The organism is Eisenibacter elegans DSM 3317 (genome assembly GCF_000430505.1).
GTDB classification, from domain to species: domain Bacteria; phylum Bacteroidota; class Bacteroidia; order Cytophagales; family Microscillaceae; genus Eisenibacter; species Eisenibacter elegans.
Window position 1 is genome coordinate 162,511 of sequence record NZ_AUMD01000020.1, and the last position, 17,600, is coordinate 180,110.

Below are 17,600 nucleotides of genomic sequence, written 5' to 3' on the forward strand. Positions count from 1 at the left end.
GATAAACCTTGGTATAATTGGGCTCATCGACCTAAAATCCTTCTTTCTTGGCTCCGGTGTTTTGTACAAGCATTGACAGTATTTGCCCCAGCGCCAAGCCCTGTTAGCATTTGATGTCAATTTTAGAAATGTGTGCGCTAAAAATTACTGTGAGTCAAGTATGTATTGTTGTATTTCACAAAAAATACTGTTCTTAGGTTGTAGCAACCCTGCTCTACATTGAGTACACAAAAAAACGAAATTTGCAGAGATTTTCAAAGGTCATTCCAATTATACAGGGCTTTAGAGCCTGATAGATTTAGCAAGCAATTAGTTGTTTTTCAGTAATTTACAACCATAAAGCAGGCCTCTTCCATTAGGCTGTCTGTTTGGGCTTTGGTTTGGTTGCTGGCCAAAGCCTCTTTTTGAGCGGCGGATACCAAGAGGCTACACTCAGGTTGAGCAGCACTCCTATCAGCACCAAGGCCACTCCTATCAAGGCTCCCCACGCGATGTATTCGCCAAAGAAAATCCAACCCAACAACAGGGCATAAACAATGCCGACATAGTTTACTGCGGATACGTGTGCGGCGGCCTCAGCCTGATAGGCCTTGGTCATGAGGGTCTGCGCTACCTGTGTGAGCAGGCCTATGGCCAACAGATGTAGCCAATCCCAGCCACTGGGCCATACCCATAGCGGCAATACCAGCAGTGTAGTGATGGGTACGCTGATAAGGGGAAAATAAAACACAATTACCAGCGGGTGTTCGCTGTTTTTGAGTTTGCGAATACACGTATAGGCCAAGGCCGAGAAGAAGGCACTCAGCACGCCTAGGCCCAAATAGAACCAATCGATGCGCGCATCGGTGTATTTGACCACCACTACCCCCGCAAAACAAAGCGCAAAAAGCAGCCACTGTACCCGATATACCCGTTCTCCCAGCCACCAAAAGGCCAAGATAGTCGTAAAAATAGGGGCTAGATACTGTAAAAGCGCCGCCCCGGCCAAGGGTATATGCTGGAGTGTGGTAAAGAATAAACTCAAGGCAATCACCCCAAAAGCCCCTCTCAGAAGCAGCACACGCTTATTGTTGCCCCAATAAGGGATTTGCTTGCGCCAGAGCAGGCCCCAAGTCAGCAACAGCGAAATCCAAGAGCGAAACATCACGACCTCCAAGGCCGGCAAATGTGCGACTGCCTTCACAAAGGCATTCATCACCGTAAAGCACAGCGTAGCCAATAGCATCCACTGTACTCCTTTAGAATGAAGCATCGTTTATTGGGCTTGAGTTGGTTTTTGGGGTGTATAGCGTAGGTGCCCTTTACCGATTTTCATCACCGCAATCGCCTTTTGACTAGCAAATACCGCCCCTAGCGCAGCCGTCAATTGCTGCATGACATAAGTGTATTCGCCAAAAACCTGAGTGCTCATCCCGTTTACTTCTACTGTCAGCGCTGTATCCGATTGGAGCGTATGGATAAAATGAAGCACTACGGCCTCGTAATCTTCGTGTAAGGGGTAGAGGCTGATTTCTACCGAAGTTTGCATTGTTTCCATAAATTGAACACCGGACACAGCCCGATGAGTTTGTTGGGGGTCATCTAACATATCAACCAAGATGATACTGCTGGATGTTTTCAAAACCTTGCGCTTCTCCCCAATCACAATTGGCTTGGGAAAATACCTGCTCTGAAAACCCTGCGAGTCTTGGTAATGTTTTGATGGAACATACACCATAGAACAAGCAAGCCCACATAAAAAATCCCAAACAAAGGTTTTTACTCCTGATAAGCACACCACGTTTTGGCTTTTTGAACAAGCAGCTTCTCCTTCAACATGATTGGACGCGGCGGCTCCGCCGCCCTGAATGATTTTTTTCCGATGTTGCTGCCCCCATTTTTCCATCGCTATTAAGACATCCTGAAGGGTTTGACTATACTCAGTCAGCTCATGTAGCACAGTAGCAGGCTTGGTGTCGCAGACTGTTCGGCTGATTAGCCCGTTCAGCTCTAACTCCTGTAGTTCTTTGGACAAAATCCGTGGAGAAATCTGCCTTTATTCGTTTTCCTGAGTTGACACAAGGTTTGTTACTCCACAAAAAAGGCTAGCCTGAGTACTTGTGTACACCGGTGCGTTGCTCCACAAGGCCGAAAACTTTCGAAAACCCACGGTTAGGCTCTAAATGTGGGTTTTCGGCTAGTGTAGCTTTATTTTACCCCACTGGACATTTTTCAAATCCCCCAAAATGAGGCCTCAGCTTGTCTAGGAGTTGGAGCTCCGTCCGAGTCAGTGCTACAGACAGAGATGACCTAGGAGCACCTTATGGAAATATAAAATAAAGCTTAAATTTCGTGTTTATGCAACTATGTTGCACATATTTCAACAATGTTTTTTTATTTTCCCCGTGATTTGTTTAATATTTGCGAGCAAATACTTAATTTTTTATTAAAGTTTTAAACTACTCTTCAAATGAATCACACTGTACACTATGTTTTATGCGTATTGGTGATGCTTTTTCTCCCTTTACAAACAATAGCGCAAAAAAAGTCCAAGAAAGACTCAAAAAGCCAGTCTGCGCAATTGGTAGAAAAAGTAGTCCAGCAAGGAAATGACCCTGTTATTCCTTACGAAAAGTATGTCCTGCCCAATGGGCTTACCTTGGTTATTCACGAAGACCACTCTGATCCTATAGTACACGTAGACGTTACTTACCACGTAGGCTCGGCTCGTGAAGAAATAGGCAAATCGGGTTTTGCTCACTTCTTTGAGCATATGATGTTTCAAGGCTCTGACAATGTGGCCGATGAAGAACACTTCAAGATTGTGAGTGAAGCCGGTGGCACACTGAATGGTACCACCAATTTAGACCGTACCAACTATTTTGAAACCTTGCCCAGCAATCAATTAGAAATCGCCCTTTGGCTTGAAGCCGACCGTATGGGCTTTTTGTTGGATGCTGTAACACAGGAGAAGTTTGAAATCCAGCGTGCAACAGTAAAAAATGAGCGCGGCCAAAACTATGATAACCGCCCTTATGGTTTGCTCTTCGAAACTTTGTCCAAACACCTTTATCCCTATGGCCACCCTTATTCTTGGCTTACCATCGGCTATATTGAAGACCTAGACCGCGTGGATGTCAACGATTTGAAAAACTTTTTCTTGCGCTGGTATGGGCCCAACAATGCTGTATTGACCGTAGGCGGTGATGTAAATCCTAAAGAAGTCGTGGCTTTGGTAGAAAAATACTTTGGCTCTATTCCAAGAGGCCCCGAGGTAGAGAAAATGAAACTGCCTCTCCCTGTGATAAATCAAGACCGTTATGCTTCCTATGAGGACAATTACATACAGCTCCCCTTACTTATGTATGCAGTGCCGTCAGTGCCTCGCTTTCACCCAGACGAGGCTGCATTAGATTGTTTGGCCGAAATACTAGGTCAGGGCAAAAACTCTATTTTGTACAAAAACCTAGACAAAGCACAGAAAGCCGTACAAAGCTTTGCCGGAAATAATAGCAGTGAATTAGCAGGTATCTTTCAGATGATTGCGCTGCCTTATCCGGGTAAAACCTTGGCCGAAATGGAGGAGATTATCCGCGCCTCGATTTTAGAATTTGAAGAAAGAGGCGTAAGTGATGCAGATATCCAAAAATTCAAAGCACAACAAGAGGCGCAAGCTATCAACGGGCTTGGCAGCGTAAGTGGAAAGGTCTCACAGTTGGCGGCTTTCCAAACATTTGCCGGCACACCCAATTACTTAGGTACACAGCTAGAGGCTTATATGGCCATAACTAAGGAAGATGTAATGCGGGTATATCATCAATATCTAAAAGGCAAACCCGCCGTAATTGTCAGTGTGTATCCTAAAGGCAAGCCTGATATGAAGGCAGCTGAAGACAATCACACTATTTCGGAAGAGGGATATGTCGCCCCCGACTATGGCTACGAAGGCTTGGTGTACAATAAAGCAAAAGATACTTTTGACCGCAGCAAAAAACCATCTGTAGGCCCTAACCCTGTAGTTCAAGTGCCTCCTTTCTGGACCAAAGAACTTGCCAATGGTATCAAAGTAATAGGCACTGAAAACGATGAAACGCCGACTGTTACACTTTCTTTCAGCCTAAAAGGCGGGCATTTGCTTTCGGCCAATGACAGAGAAAAAGCCGGGATTCTAGCCCTGATGACTTCTATGCTCAATGAAGATACTGAAAAGTACACAGCAGAAGAAATGAGTAGCGCACTAGAGAAATTGGGCGCCTCTATTTCGATCTTCGAAAGCACAGAAGATATCCGTGTGAATGTGCGTACACTTACCAAAAACTTAGACGCAACCTTGGCTCTGTTGGAAGAACGGTTGTTCCGTCCTAAGTTTACAGAAGATGCATTCAAACGCAATAAAAAACAACAGGCTGAGAGCATCAAACAAGCTGACTCACAACCTGCTTCAGTAGCCAACAAAGTGTTCAACATCCTATTGTATGGAAAAGATGATATCCGTGCTATACCATTGAACGGCACAGAGCAAACCCTCAATAATATCAGCCTAGAGGATGTGCAACAATTTTACGCCAAATACTTCTCTGCGGCTAAAGCCGAACTGGTAGTCATCAGCAATCTGTCAGAAAATGAGGTCTACCCTAAGCTATCTTTCCTCAACAAATGGGAGGCAACACCCTACGAATTGCCTGCAATGGCTCCGGTAAAAGAGATTGAAAAAACAAAAATCTACTTTGTCAACCAAGATAAAGCCGCTCAGTCTGAAATCCGCATAGGCTATGTAGCGCTGCCTTATGATGCCACCGGGGAGTATTACAAAGCCACGATTATGAACTATGTCCTCGGTGGGGCTTTCAATAGCCGCATCAACCTCAACCTACGCGAAGACAAAGGCTATACCTATGGTGCCAGAACCTTCTTTGCAGGTACTGATATGGGAGGTGTATTTACGGCCTCAGCAGGGGTAAGAGCTAATGCCACCGATAGTTCTATTGTGGAGTTTATGAAAGAAATTGTTGGCTATGCTGACAATGGTATTTCGGCTGATGAACTACAGTTTACCAAAAGCTCCATAGGCCAGCGTGATGCCCTCAACTATGAAACAGCTTTCCAAAAAGCAAGCTTCCTAGGGCGTATTATGCGTTATGGGTTGAACAAAGGTTTTGTTAAAGAACAAATAGATATTCTTAACAAAATCAGCCAAGCAGAAATCAACGCGCTTGCCAAGAAATATTTGCCTTACAACAATATGCATATATTGGTAGTAGGTGATAGAGCCACAGTTATGGAAGGCTTAGAAAGATTAGGCTATGAAATTATAGAGTTAGACAAAAATGGGGATGTACTGAAAAAGTAAGCCGCCCTTTGTCCAACAAAAACACTCATCACCCCGCTGGCCATTTTTCAAACCCCATAGGTAAAACTCGGAACTCCAGCTCCAAGACACGCTGAGGCCTTATTTTGAGGTAAAATGAGACGCAGCCCACAGTTTTAACTGTGAGGTTTGAAAAATATCTGGTGGCGTAGCACAGGGAGAGCCTCAAAATCTCCCCCTGTTTATTTTTTTAAAGCGTAGGCACGCCATATTCGCTAAGCAGGTAAGTAAGCGCGGCCATAGCGGCAGCGCCTAGCTGCAACTCGCGCTGGTTTACCTTGTCGAAAGTATCGATGTGGGTATGGTGGTAGTCGAAGTAACGCTGGGAGTCAGGTCTGAAGCCGATGAGCACCGTTCCTTGGGGGCGCAGCGGGGAAATATCGGCACCGCCGCCGCCTACTCGGATGTTGTCGATGCTATAGGGTTGTAACAGGGGCAGCCAAGCCTGCATGGCGGCCACGGCCTGCTCGCCATTATCTACAGTAAAGCCACGGGGAGTGAACCCTCCTGCATCTGACTCAATGGCCGCGATATGTTTTTCATTCTTCTGAGCCGCCTCTTGAGCGTATTTTTGCCCACCACGCAAGCCGTTTTCTTCGTTCATAAACATCACGGCGCGGATGGTGCGTTTGGGGCGCAGATCTAGGGCTTTGAAGAGGCGCAGTACTTCGATAGACTGTACACAGCCGGCACCATCATCATGAGCGCCCTCGCCCACATCCCAAGAGTCGAGGTGTCCGCCTACGACGATGATTTCGTCGGGGTAAGTCGAGCCACGAATCTCCCCAATAACATTGTAAGAGCGTACATCGGGCAGCATTTCGGCTTCAGAATACACCTTGAGCTTGAGGCGGGGGTTCTTGCGGAGCATTCCGGTCAGTTGGTCGGCGCTGGTATTGCCTATGGCTAGGGCGGCTATAGGCCGTATGCCCTCTTGGTAGCGGGTAGTGCCGGTGTGAGGCTCATCGTCGTTAGCCGTACTCACCGAACGGATTACGACGGCCACCGCGCCCATTTTGGCCGCTTCGGCAGCTCCATTGACACGGTACTTGACAGCATCGCCATAGCCAGTACCGGTTTCGATAAAGCGCTGGTCAAAAGCATAATTATAGAACACAATCTTACCTGATACTTTTTCGACACTGAGCTCTTCGAAGCTTTTCACTTCTACCACTTCTGCTGTGATAGGCTGCCCACCCGTTCCGACGGAGTTGCCCAAGGCCAAGGTCTTAAAACTGGGGCCGCCCACAACCTCTACCGAGGCTTCGCCACGCACCCAATGGGGCACCATCACTTCTTGAAGATAAACACGGTCTAGCCCTAGGGTGTCCATCACTGCTTTGGTAAACTCCACTGCTTGAGCAGCTTGAGGGGAGCCACTCAGGCGATGGCCTATCTTTTTACAAAGGTGCTCCAGCCAGTAGTAGCCGTGGGGGCGCAGCAGGGCTTCGTCATACATCCGTCGGATGATGGCAGGGTTGGCATCGTCGAGCGGGGTCAGCTGTGCATAGGCCTGAGGGCTGCCCGCCAAGACTAAGGGAAAAAGAAGAGTAAAAAAAACTTTTAGTCGTGTTCCTTTCATAAGTAATGTTTTTTGGGTAATTTTACATAATCAAACAAGCACAAAGCACCGCTACAAACTTTGTGTTTCCAAATTTGCAAAAAAAAGCTAGAGACACAACCCCTTGGTTGTTCTTGTGTAAGAATAAAGTGTTTGTCGAAACAAGTATGCCTATTCTCCCTCTCTTGCTGGACACCTTGTCGGCTGTGGCCATAGGCTTTTTGTCTACACCTTAGGGGATGATTGGGATACGACTGATTCAACTCAAAATACCCAACACTTCTCTAAACACAAAATCGATATGACTACGCTTTGCAAAACCTTCGCTTCGGCCTATACGCTGTTTTTCTGCTTGGCTATGGGAACGCTCCAAGCCCAAGAGCCTGCCCAAATCCAAGACCAAGTCCGCTACATAGAAGATATGTATCAATACGTGGCGCTCAAAATCAAAGCCCAAGACTACCCCCACTATACCCACCTGGCTCAAGACAAAACCCAGCGCCTAAGCCTGCCTTCGTTAGAGGGATACCAAGGCCAAGAGCTATACTTTTATAGCCTCAACGGCAACAGTGAGCCTGTATTGCGGATGGTCAAGGTGGCTGCTCAGCACAAAAAAGAACAACTAGAACAGGCCTATCTCTATGACCTCGACGGCAACCTGATGCTACACGAGTCTACACAAGCACAACGCCGCTACAAGGCCTACTTTGCTCAAGACACCTACCGCCTACTACAGTGGCACGAAAACGGGCGTATATTGGGCAGTGTGGTGATGGACGACAGCCAGCTCGTAGACAGTATCCGCCAAGAGGCACGCAGCTACCACCGGCAATTTCAACACTATATGCGTACAGGGGCCTCGGATACACACTATGCCGAATCGGGAGAATGAGCCGCTCAATACAGCATGGCAGGGATTTTGCAGCATCGGGCTTTTATTATCAGAGGCAAATCTCTAACTTGTCGCTGATAGTTGCTTTATCAAAATCGTAATCCAACAATATGAAAACACACATCGCTATTGGTCTGATTGTAGCTGGGGCTGCGCTTTATAGCTGCGGCAATGCCAATACCTCTGCCAACAACAACCAAGAATCCACCGAAACCCAAGATAGCGCCAACCTGCCCGTCAATACGCCCGAAGAGCTCAAAGCCCCCAACGAAATCAGTCAGAAGCTAATCGGCAAATGGCTGGTCGAAAAGCCGACGAAGGAAGGGTTTGCCAATTTTTTTGAGATAGAAGCCGATGGTAGCTTTGAGGATGTATTGATAGGCAAGGACAAACAACGCTTTACCGGCAACCCTAAGCCTATCCGCAATGCTTGGCGGCTAAGTGAAGACGGCAAGCAGCTCATCATTACCCAATACCTACTCAAACCTGACCAGCCCACAGTAGAGAAATTCTACGAGATTATCGAGTTTCGTCGTGAGGGCGGCCTCATCCTGAAGTTGGTGCAAAGCAAGGTATACAACAACAAGGGCGAAATAGCCAACGAAAACAAGCCCAATCAGATGTATGTGCTTGTGCCCGAAAAGGCTTAACCCCCCAAGACACACAACACATTATCCAAAAAACACCAGTCATCCCGGTCTCTCTGGGATGGCTTTTTTTGAGACCAAACTCAGCGCCCGCCACAAAATCAGGCCTCCACCAAAATCTGAACACTGCCAACAATACAGAAGCAGATAACACTGCTGGTATCACACAGCCTTTACATACAACCTGCTGCAAGATACGCAGCTTCTGCAGCAATTGACGGCCATCGTACGACACCCAAGTACCGATGATGATACTGCCAAAACACAGTATACCCAAAAACTGATAGACTACAACCAAAAAAACTTGCCCACACTACTGTTTGAGTACAATGAAGCTGCTCTCTCCAAAATACAGTGCCCACTGCTCGACGCTGTGTTGCAACCCCTAGAGGCACTCCCTCAGCTTTCGGTTCAGGCCCAAACCGATGATGTAGGTACCGAAACGCGCAACCAAGCGCTTTCAGAGGCTCGTGCTGAGGCCGTGCGTACTTTATTGCTTGACGCTGGTCTGTCGCCCGAACGCATCAAAACGCAAGCATTTGGCGCAACCCGCCCACTAGTGCCTAATGACACCGAAGCCAACCGCGCCCGCAACCGTCGTGTAAATTTCAGCTTTGAGTAGCCCTTGATTGAATAAAAACACATCGTTCGCAAAATCTTGCCAAAAACTTGAGCAGTATCTAGCCTATTGTAGCACTTGGGGTAGGTTTTTTGGCAATATTTTCCGAACTTAGTCTGGTTTTTGGTCTGCTTCCTTTTTGAGGGGGTGTTGTTACGTTGTTGTCAATGCATTGGGAAGCCAAAAAAAGATAAATAAAAACCCCAATTAAGGGCCTAGCCCTTGGGGCTTGTGTTACACGTTGTTAGATATTTATGCCAGAGCTACCCTTAGTTGAAGAGCTGATACATACTTGGGCTGTCCGTATGCTAGAGGGCCGGCTCCTAGAGGCTACGCTGGAGGGCTTGCGCCCCGATATAAAAAAAATAGAAGCTTTGGGGCTTGAGCTGGAGGGGACTTATAAGGCTTGCCTATCGGCTAAAAAACGGGCACAAATCCAACAGGCAGAAGAAAAGCTGTTGGAAGACTGTCTAGATTACTTGGATTTACTCGGTATCGACCTCAGCCCTGAGGCCATTACGTATGCCCAACGTCAGGCGCATTCGTGGCCCGAGACCCTAGACACAATTTTTCAAGCTACACGTTCCTTGCTCAAGGGCTTCTCCAATCCGTTGCGTTTGGTAGATTGGAATCCTGAAGAACCTTTTGTACACAGCTACCCTTTGGTAGTACGCTTGGCTCAGATAGCAACCGCACACGAGGGGAAAGCAGCTCGTGCTTATAATCGCTATGTCGACATTCCGGAAAATTATCTTGAAAATAACCCCGAAATAGCCCAACTTTACGAACGTATCACCCAAACAGATGAGCACTTTTTTATCACAGGAAAGGCCGGCACGGGCAAGTCTACCTTCTTGCACTACTTGGCTCAAAACAGCCCTAAGAAAACCGTAGTACTGGCCTTTACGGGCATTGCGGCAATCAATGTGCGTGGGGTTACGCTTCACTCTTTTTTTGGCTTTCCTTTCAAACCTTTGTTGCCACGTGATAGCAGCATTCCACGCTTTGATAAATCGAAGCAACAACGTAAAATCATCGAGAAGGCAGAGACCTTCGTCATTGATGAGGTGTCGATGGTGCGGGCTGATTTACTCGAAGCTGTAGACCAATCGCTGCGCATCAATGGAGGGAATCCTAAGTTGCCTTTTGGAGGGAAACAAATCATCTTGATAGGCGATGTGTTTCAGTTGCCGCCGGTATTACGCACCGACGAGAGCAGCCTCGAAGCTTTCGACCGTTACTACGACAGCCCTTATTTCTTTAGTGCCCCTTCGTTCAAAGTATCGCGATTTCATTTTATAGAATTGACCAAGGTCTTTCGGCAACAAGACGAATATTTCAAAGACCTCCTCAACGCCCTTCGTGTAGGCGATGCCCGCGCAGAGGTCTTGCAGGGACTCAACCAACGCCATTTGCCCGAAAAGGCTCCCACTGCCAAAGACTTTGTACTGACCTTGGTAACCAACAACAAGCTGGCTGCCTCTATTAATGAAGAACGACTGGCCGAGCTTCGGGGCAAGACCTATACTTACCAAGCGCAAATCGAGGGGGATTATAGCGCCGAGAAATACCCTACAGACTTTGCCTTGGCGCTCAAAGAGGAGGCGCAGATTATTTTTATCAAAAATGATATTGTCCAAGGGCAAGGCAGTGGGCAACGCCGCTGGGTCAATGGTACTATCGCCAAAATAGATAGCCTCACCGAGGAGTTAATCAAAGTACGGCTCGACAACGGAGAAACGCATTTTATAGAGCGCGAAGTATGGGAAAACCGTGTTTACCGCTGGGATGTCGAAAAACACGCCCTTGTGTCGGAAGTAATCGGTACGTTTACGCAGTTCCCTATCAGGCTGGCCTGGGCCATCACCATCCACAAAAGTCAAGGACTTACTTTCGACAAAATCCATATCGATCTTGGGCGTGGCGCATTTGCCCACGGCCAAACCTATGTGGCGCTGAGCCGTTGCAAGTCGCTAGAGGGGCTAAGCCTAGGGCGGGCGGTGCGTAAGCAAGATATCATCATAGATCCTACTGTCGTTCGGTTTTACAACCATCACTTTGCCAATCCCGAAGCCTACCAACAAGAACAAGAGGTAATCGCTTTTATTTTGGCCAATGCGCCTTGGTTTTTGGCGTTGTTGGCCTATCATTACCCTTTCAGTGTTGTACAGTTGGAGCGTTACCGAAAGTTGTTGCCTTGGGGACTGACACACTACCCCAAAGCTCCTAATTTTGAAGCAGCTTGGCAGGCCTTAGGGCTTTGTGCCAACCAACACTTGCCTTGGCATCAGCTCGACGCTTCGCATCTACCCACTGAGGCGATGTTGTACCTCCCCGAATACCCACTGAAACCCTTGCGTATATGGCAAGGCCGTCTTGCAGCCTTGCAAAAAATGAACGAAATAGAAGAATATGATTATTTTTGCAAAGCACTGGCCTACGAACAAGCTTGGCTGCGCGAAGTAAGCAGAGACCTCCCCACTATCCCGCCCAGCCATTGGGAAGGACTGTTGGCACACGAATGGCAACAAGCTTGGCGCTACAACCCACAACTATGGCGCAAGACTTTTCAGCCTTGGTTTGCCAAACCACAGTTTGCCGAAACTGTTCTCAATTACCTCTTAGAAGCCGAACGACTCAAGGCCTAAGACCAAGAGTCGTACTCTTAATATCAATATCACAGGTCGATGGCCGATTTACCATTCACCAAAAACCTCTTTAAAATCGGCCTGAACGGTAAGGGCATATTGCTCACAAAGCTCATAAATATCATCAACAGCTTGATGGATGGTCATAAGTTTGTTTTCAACACTGCGGCGAGCCTGATAGACCCGAAGCTGAAGTACATAATTCTGAAACACGTGATCTATCTCACCTGTTATCATCTTAGCCCATTCGGGGCGGCTCTTCGGAGGGATGGTAAGCTGTTTTGAGGTGCTCATAAGGTTTGTTAAAAGGGTTTTTAGTAATAAAAAAGGTGCCTTGTTGTATAGGGCTAACATTAATCAAAATAAGCTACATAATGATGTATTGTAATTTTTTTGAAAAAAAACAACCAAACAAGGGATTAAAAGTAAAACCATTACTTAATAGCTTGTTAGTTTTACTATCGTCTTTTCTAATAACGGCGTGTAGTGCCGATTGTTTCAAGCCAACTGGCGAAATTGTACAGGAGCGTCGCTTGATGGCTGATTTTAGCGAAATCAACCTCTACGACAATCTCGACTTGGTACTGCGGCCTCTTCCATCGGGCGAAACACCTTTTATAGAAGTAGAGGCGGGTAGTAAGCTACAAAGTAGTATAAAAGCTGAGGTGCGCGATGGCGTTTTGTACTTACGCAACACCGCTGGTTGCAATTGGGTGCGTAATAATAACAAAGCTCGTGTCATAACTGTTCATTACCCCGTGCTAAAAGCCCTCAGACATTACGGATTTGGGCTAGCACGCAGCCAAGGGGTCTTACAGGTTACTGATTTGCTGCTTATCGTTGAGGGACAAGGAGATATAGACCTAAGCCTAGTAGCTCAAAACCTAGAGTGCCGCTTGTTTGAGCGTGGCGATATCCGGTTACGCGGTGTTTGTACAGGCCTCAATGTAGCTACCTTTAACCACGGTTTTTTGTATGCCCAAGACCTGACTGCCCGCCACATCAGTGCTGTGCACGAAGGAGAAGGTGATTTCCACCTACGCGCCACCGAACAACTGGACGTACAGCTGCGCCCCTTCAGTATTGGCACTATTTTTTATTATGGTCAACCTGTAGTTACTAACTTCGATATAGCCCCCCAAACCCGAGGGCGAATCCGAGCCGTGAACCCAATGTAGCTCCTCCACTGGTGCTGATATTGGCATCATAATTTCAAATAAATCATCGTAAGCCTTGGCACACGATGACCCACACACACCCCATGAGATTTTTAAACAAAATACTGCTCACCTTTTTATTGCAAGGATTACCCGTTTTTGCCGAAGCGCAATGCCAACTGTGCCTTTTTACAGTGGCAGAAGTGCTCGAAATACGTGATTTCTTGCGTACCCAAGAGGAGCTGGTGCTCTACAGCGGTTGCGAATACAACGACCTCGCACGGCGTATCCGTATCGACTCGGTCTACTATCAACTCGACGAAGGGATGCCCGACCGCCGTTATGCCATTCACATCAAAGGCACTATCTTGGGCTTTTTTGCTATCCTCAACCAACAACCGACCCGATATACCCCCGAACAACAAGCCTTTGAAGGCTCCATAGACCTAGCCTACACCCATATCAAGGTTGGCGGATACTATGACCAAGCGCTGGGCAAATATATCTGGGATGCCAAGTGTCTTGGTATATACTTAGGGTTTGCCTGCGACCCCTGTACTGACCCATTTGACTACCCCGATTACCCTTAGCCAAAGAGAAAAGCCGTTGCAAAATGCTATTGTTGATAAAAAATGTGTAATCTTGCGAACCAAAAAATCTATGCGCTAATCAAAAAGATAAGCATTTACTAGTATTTATGAAAAAACAAAAAATTGATTCTAAGGAGGTGGGCCTCGAAATAGGGCTGTCGCTACTTAAGTTTTTTGCCAAAACAGACTTCTTGCATTATGGCTACTGGGAAGAAGGAATGGAGGTAGATATCTTAAACCTCAAACAAGCTCAACAAAACTATACCGATTTTCTGTTTTCGCATATCCCCCAAGGGACTAAAAGCATTCTGGATGTGGGCTGTGGCTCTGGCAAAATCGCCCGAATGTTGCTCGACAAAGGCTATCAAGTAGACGGTGTGTCGCCGGCAGAGCGCCTTACTGAGCGCGCGCGTGAAGCTGTAGGACAAGAAGGCACCATCTATCATGGTACTTATGAGGAAGTCGCCATCCCAGAGGGAAAAGCTTATGACCTCATCCTCTTTAGTGAAAGCTTTCAGTACATCAATATGCCCCGCAACTTTGAACGCTCTTACCAACTGCTCAACGAAGGAGGTTATATGCTCTTGTGCGATTTCTTTCGTTATGAAGAACACAAACACCGCCCCCTAGGTGGTGGGCATTGGCTGGGGCACTACGAACCCGCCCTCGCCAACAGCAAGTTTGAAGTCGTTACAGAAATCGACATCACCCAAAAAGTAGCCCCTACGATGGACTTGGTCAATGGATTAACCATGGAAGTGATGAAGCCCGCTTGGGAGATGGGTACAGCGCTAGCCGAGGCTCGACTACCCGGCTGGGTTTGGCGAATCATCAAGTGGAAGTTTGGCAAAAAAATGCTAGATATCGAAGCCAAGCAGTTCAAAGGCGAACGAAACGCCAAAAACTTTATCGCTGACAAGAAATACTGCCTTATATTGCTTAAGAAAAAATAATGGCACCTCACGCCACTGGACATTTTCAAATCCCACAGCTAAAACTGTGGGTTGAGTCTCATTTTACCCCCAAAAGGAGGCCTCAGCTTATCTCGGAGCTGGAACCCCAAGCCTACTTTTCCAAAAATATCTGGTGGTATGGGGACTATTCAAATAGCCCTTGCTCCACTTTGCGGCCTTGGTAGTAAAAAGCGAACACATCAAGGTACACTATTAACAAGGGCTACCTTTGCACAGATAGAAGTTTACTGTAACCACAATCGAGCACTTTCTGGGTTGTCGAAATACCGGATTTCATAATCCCCCTCTTCTTTGACTGTTTCTACTTCATCTACCGATTGCTGCATTGAAAGATTAGCTATTAGTTCTTCTGGAATCACAATCGCCATCTTTTTCAGGCCGTAGCTAGGGGGTTGATTCCTTGCTGCTTGAGTTCGGTAGCGATTTGGGCGCGGTGGTAGGTTGAGTTATTGATGATATGAAAAAACACCTCCTGAGCACTATTGACAGCTGCTGGAGCAGTTGTTGGGTGTCTTGGTAGTTGGCTAGGTCGGTGGCTTTCAGGTCTTTGATTTCGTGTCGTTGCCAAACTCCAAAAGGCGCTTGTGAGCCTGCCACCCTATGGTTCCAAATCTGATGGGCGTTGAGGGTATGGCTAAAAAGCTTGAGCGCCTTTTCGGCAATGGGTGTTATCTGCGTCTCAAACAAGAGCACCAACTGCTGATTGCAGTAGTGGTTGTATGCAAACAAATCTTCAAAAAACAGCTGCATAGGGGTATCGTTTGGGGTGATGGTGTGTGCCCTACGAAGACACACAAATTGTTTGGTCTGGGCGAATTGTGCCAAAAACAACGAGCTTTTGCTATATTGCAACTTAAAATCACCCTAGTCTGCACCCTGTGTCGCACTACTTTTAGGATTCTATGATGACCAACCTTACCACTCCCCCCCATACTTTTGAAAACAGCTTGGCCTTTGCCCAACAGGCCGACGCACAAGATCCGCTCCGCCCAATGCGCGAGCGCTACCATTTTCCGCAGAGCACCGAGGGCCGTCCTGTGCTCTATTATACCGGCAACTCCCTTGGCCTACAGCCCAAACAAACCGCCGCCTACGTACAGGAGGTGCTCCACAAGTGGGCCAGCCAAGGGGTCGAGGGGCACTTCGTGGGCGACACCCGTTGGTATGACTACCACCACGCCCTCAAGCCCGCCGCCGCACGCATTGTAGGCGCGCTGCCCGAGGAGGTTACGCTGATGAACACCCTCACCGTCAACCTACACCTGCTGATGGTCAGCTTCTACCGCCCCAGCCCTACGCGCTACAAAATTATGATGGAGGCCGGTGCTTTCCCCTCCGACCAATACGCCGTAGAGTCGCAGGTACGCCACCACGGCTACAGCCCTGATGCCGCCATTGTAGAGCTAAGCCCCCGCCCGGGAGAGCATACCCTCCGCCCCGAAGACATCTTACAGGCCATCCAAGCCGAAGGCGACAGCCTCGCCCTGGTGATGTTGGGTGGGGTAAACTATTACACTGGCCAGCTATTTGATATGCAGGCCATCACCAAGGCCGCCCACCAAGTGGGGGCTGTGGTCGGCTTTGACCTTGCCCACGCCGCCGGAAACGTCGCCCTGTCCCTACATGATTGGGACGTAGACTTTGCCGCTTGGTGTACCTACAAGTACCTCAACTCCAGCCCGGGGGGCGTGTCGGGCGTGTTCATACACCAGCGCCACGCCCAAAACACCGAGCTACACCGATTCGCCGGGTGGTGGGGCTACGACGACAAGACCCGCTTCGAAATGAAAAAGGGCTTCAAGGCCATCCCCAATGCCGACGGATGGCAGCTCAGCAACGGCCAAATCCTGACCTTGGCCGCCCACAAAGCCGCCCTTCAGCTCTTCGACGAAGTAGGGATGGAAGCCCTCATTGCCAAAAGCCGCCAACTGACGGCCTACCTTGAGTTTGTCATCAAGGAGGCCGCCGCCGACCAACCCGATGCCCTGACCATCATCACCCCCGCCGACCCACAAGCCCGTGGCTGTCAGCTCTCTATCCTGACAGACCATCGCGGCAAGCAGCTCTTCGACTACCTGCACCAACACGGTGTCATCCCCGATTGGCGCGAGCCCAATGTCATCCGCTTTGCCCCCGTACCGATGTACAATAGCTTCGAGGAGGTCTACCAACTAGGCCAACTCCTCTCACAAGCCCTCAAGTTGTACTAGTATGCGCCGCTTTTGGGGCTTCCCCCGCGCCGCACGTTGAGGGCTGTGTTCCACCACAGACCCAAGGGGGTGCGGAGTCGGGCTTTCGGCTTTAGTCCCCGCGTAAGCGCGAGGAGCTATCGCAGAGCTTGCGCTCGCATCCTTCGCACTCCCAACAGTAGTACTTCCATAATTTATACTCACCCCTAACCTCTCACAAAAGAATGAATATGCTATCAGAATACCCTGAGTCTACCGCCATCATCCGCTTTCAAGACTGCGACCCACTCGGCCACCTCAACAATGCCAAATACTTTGACTACTTCTTCAACTCCCGCGAAGACCTAGTGCCCGAAAAGTACGGCGTCAATCCCGTTACGTTTTTCAAGAAATACCAATCTGGTTGGGTCATCTACAACCATCAGATTTCGTATCTGCGCTCAGCACTTCCGGGCGAGCGTGTGGCCATCCGCTCCGGCATCATCTTCTACGACCACGACACCGTCGTTACCGAATACCTCATGACCGACCTCTCCCGGCAACAACTAATGGCCGTGCTGTGGGCCACCAGCAAATTTATAGATGGCAAAACAGGCAAAAAAAGCACCCACCCCGAGGAAGTCGTGGCCTTCTTGGAGCGTGCCTACATCCCCGGCGCCGACTATCACCCTACCAAATTCCAAGACCGCATCCGAGTAGTCAAAACCCTTTTGAGTGAGTTGGTGGGGTAGAAAATAAATGAAAGCCCCGGAGGAGCCGCCCTGTTGGTAGTCTTTTTAAACCATATAAACCTCTTAGCTGCCGAAAACACCCAAATGATAGGCCTCAGCTACCTCAACACCGAGCAAATGGGTAGGCGCAATGCCTGAAGACATTTGTGAAGGCGTTTTTCTCAAACTATTCCAAGAATGCGAAATTGCTCGGTACCAAACACGAGCAATTATGGAGTACGAACAAAGTTGGAAAGAAAACAACG

General features: G+C 48.2%; 15 protein-coding genes. 10 read left to right on the forward strand and 5 right to left on the reverse strand.

The features are described from left to right. Positions 1-355 precede the first annotated feature (355 nt). Both G499_RS19235 and G499_RS22285 read right to left on the reverse strand, forming a co-directional pair. A complete protein-coding gene (locus G499_RS19235) occupies positions 356-1,252 on the reverse strand; it encodes a DMT family transporter (protein WP_245576699.1) in 897 nt (298 codons plus the stop codon). Between the two features lie 3 nt (positions 1,253-1,255). Continuing rightward, positions 1,256-2,029 carry a winged helix-turn-helix transcriptional regulator gene (locus G499_RS22285; RefSeq protein WP_281171866.1) on the reverse strand — a complete coding sequence of 258 codons (774 nt, stop codon included), beginning with the start codon at positions 2,027-2,029 and terminating at the stop codon, positions 1,256-1,258. 420 nt (positions 2,030-2,449) lie between these two features. On the opposite strand from G499_RS22285, the gene G499_RS0108340 reads away from it, so the two are divergent. Continuing rightward, complete coding sequence (locus tag G499_RS0108340) at positions 2,450-5,329, forward strand: M16 family metallopeptidase (protein ID WP_026999568.1); 2,880 nt, start codon at positions 2,450-2,452, stop codon at positions 5,327-5,329. A gap of 208 nt (positions 5,330-5,537) precedes the next feature. Here the strand turns inward: G499_RS0108340 and G499_RS0108345 are convergent, their stop codons facing one another. Continuing rightward, the gene (locus G499_RS0108345; protein ID WP_026999569.1) at positions 5,538-6,929 is read right to left on the reverse strand and encodes a M20/M25/M40 family metallo-hydrolase; all 1,392 of its coding nucleotides are present in this window, start codon (positions 6,927-6,929) and stop codon (positions 5,538-5,540) included. 280 nt (positions 6,930-7,209) lie between these two features. Between G499_RS0108345 and G499_RS0108355 the strand changes: the two genes are divergently transcribed. From G499_RS0108355 to G499_RS21065, 4 genes are all read left to right on the forward strand, one after another. Continuing rightward, on the forward strand, positions 7,210-7,800 hold the full coding sequence (locus tag G499_RS0108355) for a hypothetical protein (RefSeq protein WP_026999570.1): 591 nt from the start codon (positions 7,210-7,212) through the stop codon (positions 7,798-7,800). 110 nt (positions 7,801-7,910) lie between these two features. Next, on the forward strand, positions 7,911-8,450 hold the full coding sequence (locus tag G499_RS0108360) for a hypothetical protein (protein WP_026999571.1): 540 nt from the start codon (positions 7,911-7,913) through the stop codon (positions 8,448-8,450). Between the two features lie 211 nt (positions 8,451-8,661). Then, the gene (locus G499_RS19245; protein WP_051296096.1) at positions 8,662-9,069 is read left to right on the forward strand and encodes an OmpA family protein; all 408 of its coding nucleotides are present in this window, start codon (positions 8,662-8,664) and stop codon (positions 9,067-9,069) included. A gap of 251 nt (positions 9,070-9,320) precedes the next feature. Next, entirely contained in the window at positions 9,321-11,714 is a 2,394-nt protein-coding gene (locus tag G499_RS21065) for an ATP-dependent DNA helicase (protein ID WP_051296098.1), read from the forward strand. A gap of 48 nt (positions 11,715-11,762) precedes the next feature. Here the strand turns inward: G499_RS21065 and G499_RS0108375 are convergent, their stop codons facing one another. Then, positions 11,763-12,008 (reverse strand): hypothetical protein, encoded by a 246-nt coding sequence (locus tag G499_RS0108375; RefSeq protein ID WP_154658375.1) that lies wholly within the window; start codon positions 12,006-12,008, stop codon positions 11,763-11,765. Positions 12,009-12,160: 152 nt separating this feature from the next. Between G499_RS0108375 and G499_RS0108380 the strand changes: the two genes are divergently transcribed. The 3 genes from G499_RS0108380 (at position 12,161) to G499_RS19255 (ending at position 14,414) form a co-directional block, all read left to right on the forward strand. Next, positions 12,161-12,892 carry a head GIN domain-containing protein gene (locus G499_RS0108380; protein ID WP_161627720.1) on the forward strand — a complete coding sequence of 244 codons (732 nt, stop codon included), beginning with the start codon at positions 12,161-12,163 and terminating at the stop codon, positions 12,890-12,892. A gap of 83 nt (positions 12,893-12,975) precedes the next feature. Continuing rightward, positions 12,976-13,461, forward strand: a complete 486-nt coding sequence (locus tag G499_RS0108385; protein ID WP_026999574.1) for a hypothetical protein — start codon at positions 12,976-12,978, stop codon at positions 13,459-13,461. A gap of 107 nt (positions 13,462-13,568) precedes the next feature. Next, positions 13,569-14,414 (forward strand): class I SAM-dependent methyltransferase, encoded by an 846-nt coding sequence (locus tag G499_RS19255; RefSeq protein ID WP_051296100.1) that lies wholly within the window; start codon positions 13,569-13,571, stop codon positions 14,412-14,414. Between the two features lie 394 nt (positions 14,415-14,808). On the opposite strand, the gene G499_RS22515 is transcribed toward G499_RS19255, so the two are convergent. Beyond that, a complete protein-coding gene (locus G499_RS22515; RefSeq protein WP_081413715.1) occupies positions 14,809-15,003 on the reverse strand; it encodes a DinB family protein in 195 nt (64 codons plus the stop codon). Between the two features lie 334 nt (positions 15,004-15,337). Here G499_RS22515 and kynU point away from each other — a divergent pair, with 334 nt between their 5' ends. Then, the gene (gene kynU / locus G499_RS0108405; protein ID WP_026999576.1) at positions 15,338-16,645 is read left to right on the forward strand and encodes a kynureninase; all 1,308 of its coding nucleotides are present in this window, start codon (positions 15,338-15,340) and stop codon (positions 16,643-16,645) included. A gap of 203 nt (positions 16,646-16,848) precedes the next feature. Continuing rightward, the gene (locus G499_RS0108410; RefSeq protein WP_026999577.1) at positions 16,849-17,355 is read left to right on the forward strand and encodes an acyl-CoA thioesterase; all 507 of its coding nucleotides are present in this window, start codon (positions 16,849-16,851) and stop codon (positions 17,353-17,355) included. Positions 17,356-17,600 lie beyond the last annotated feature (245 nt).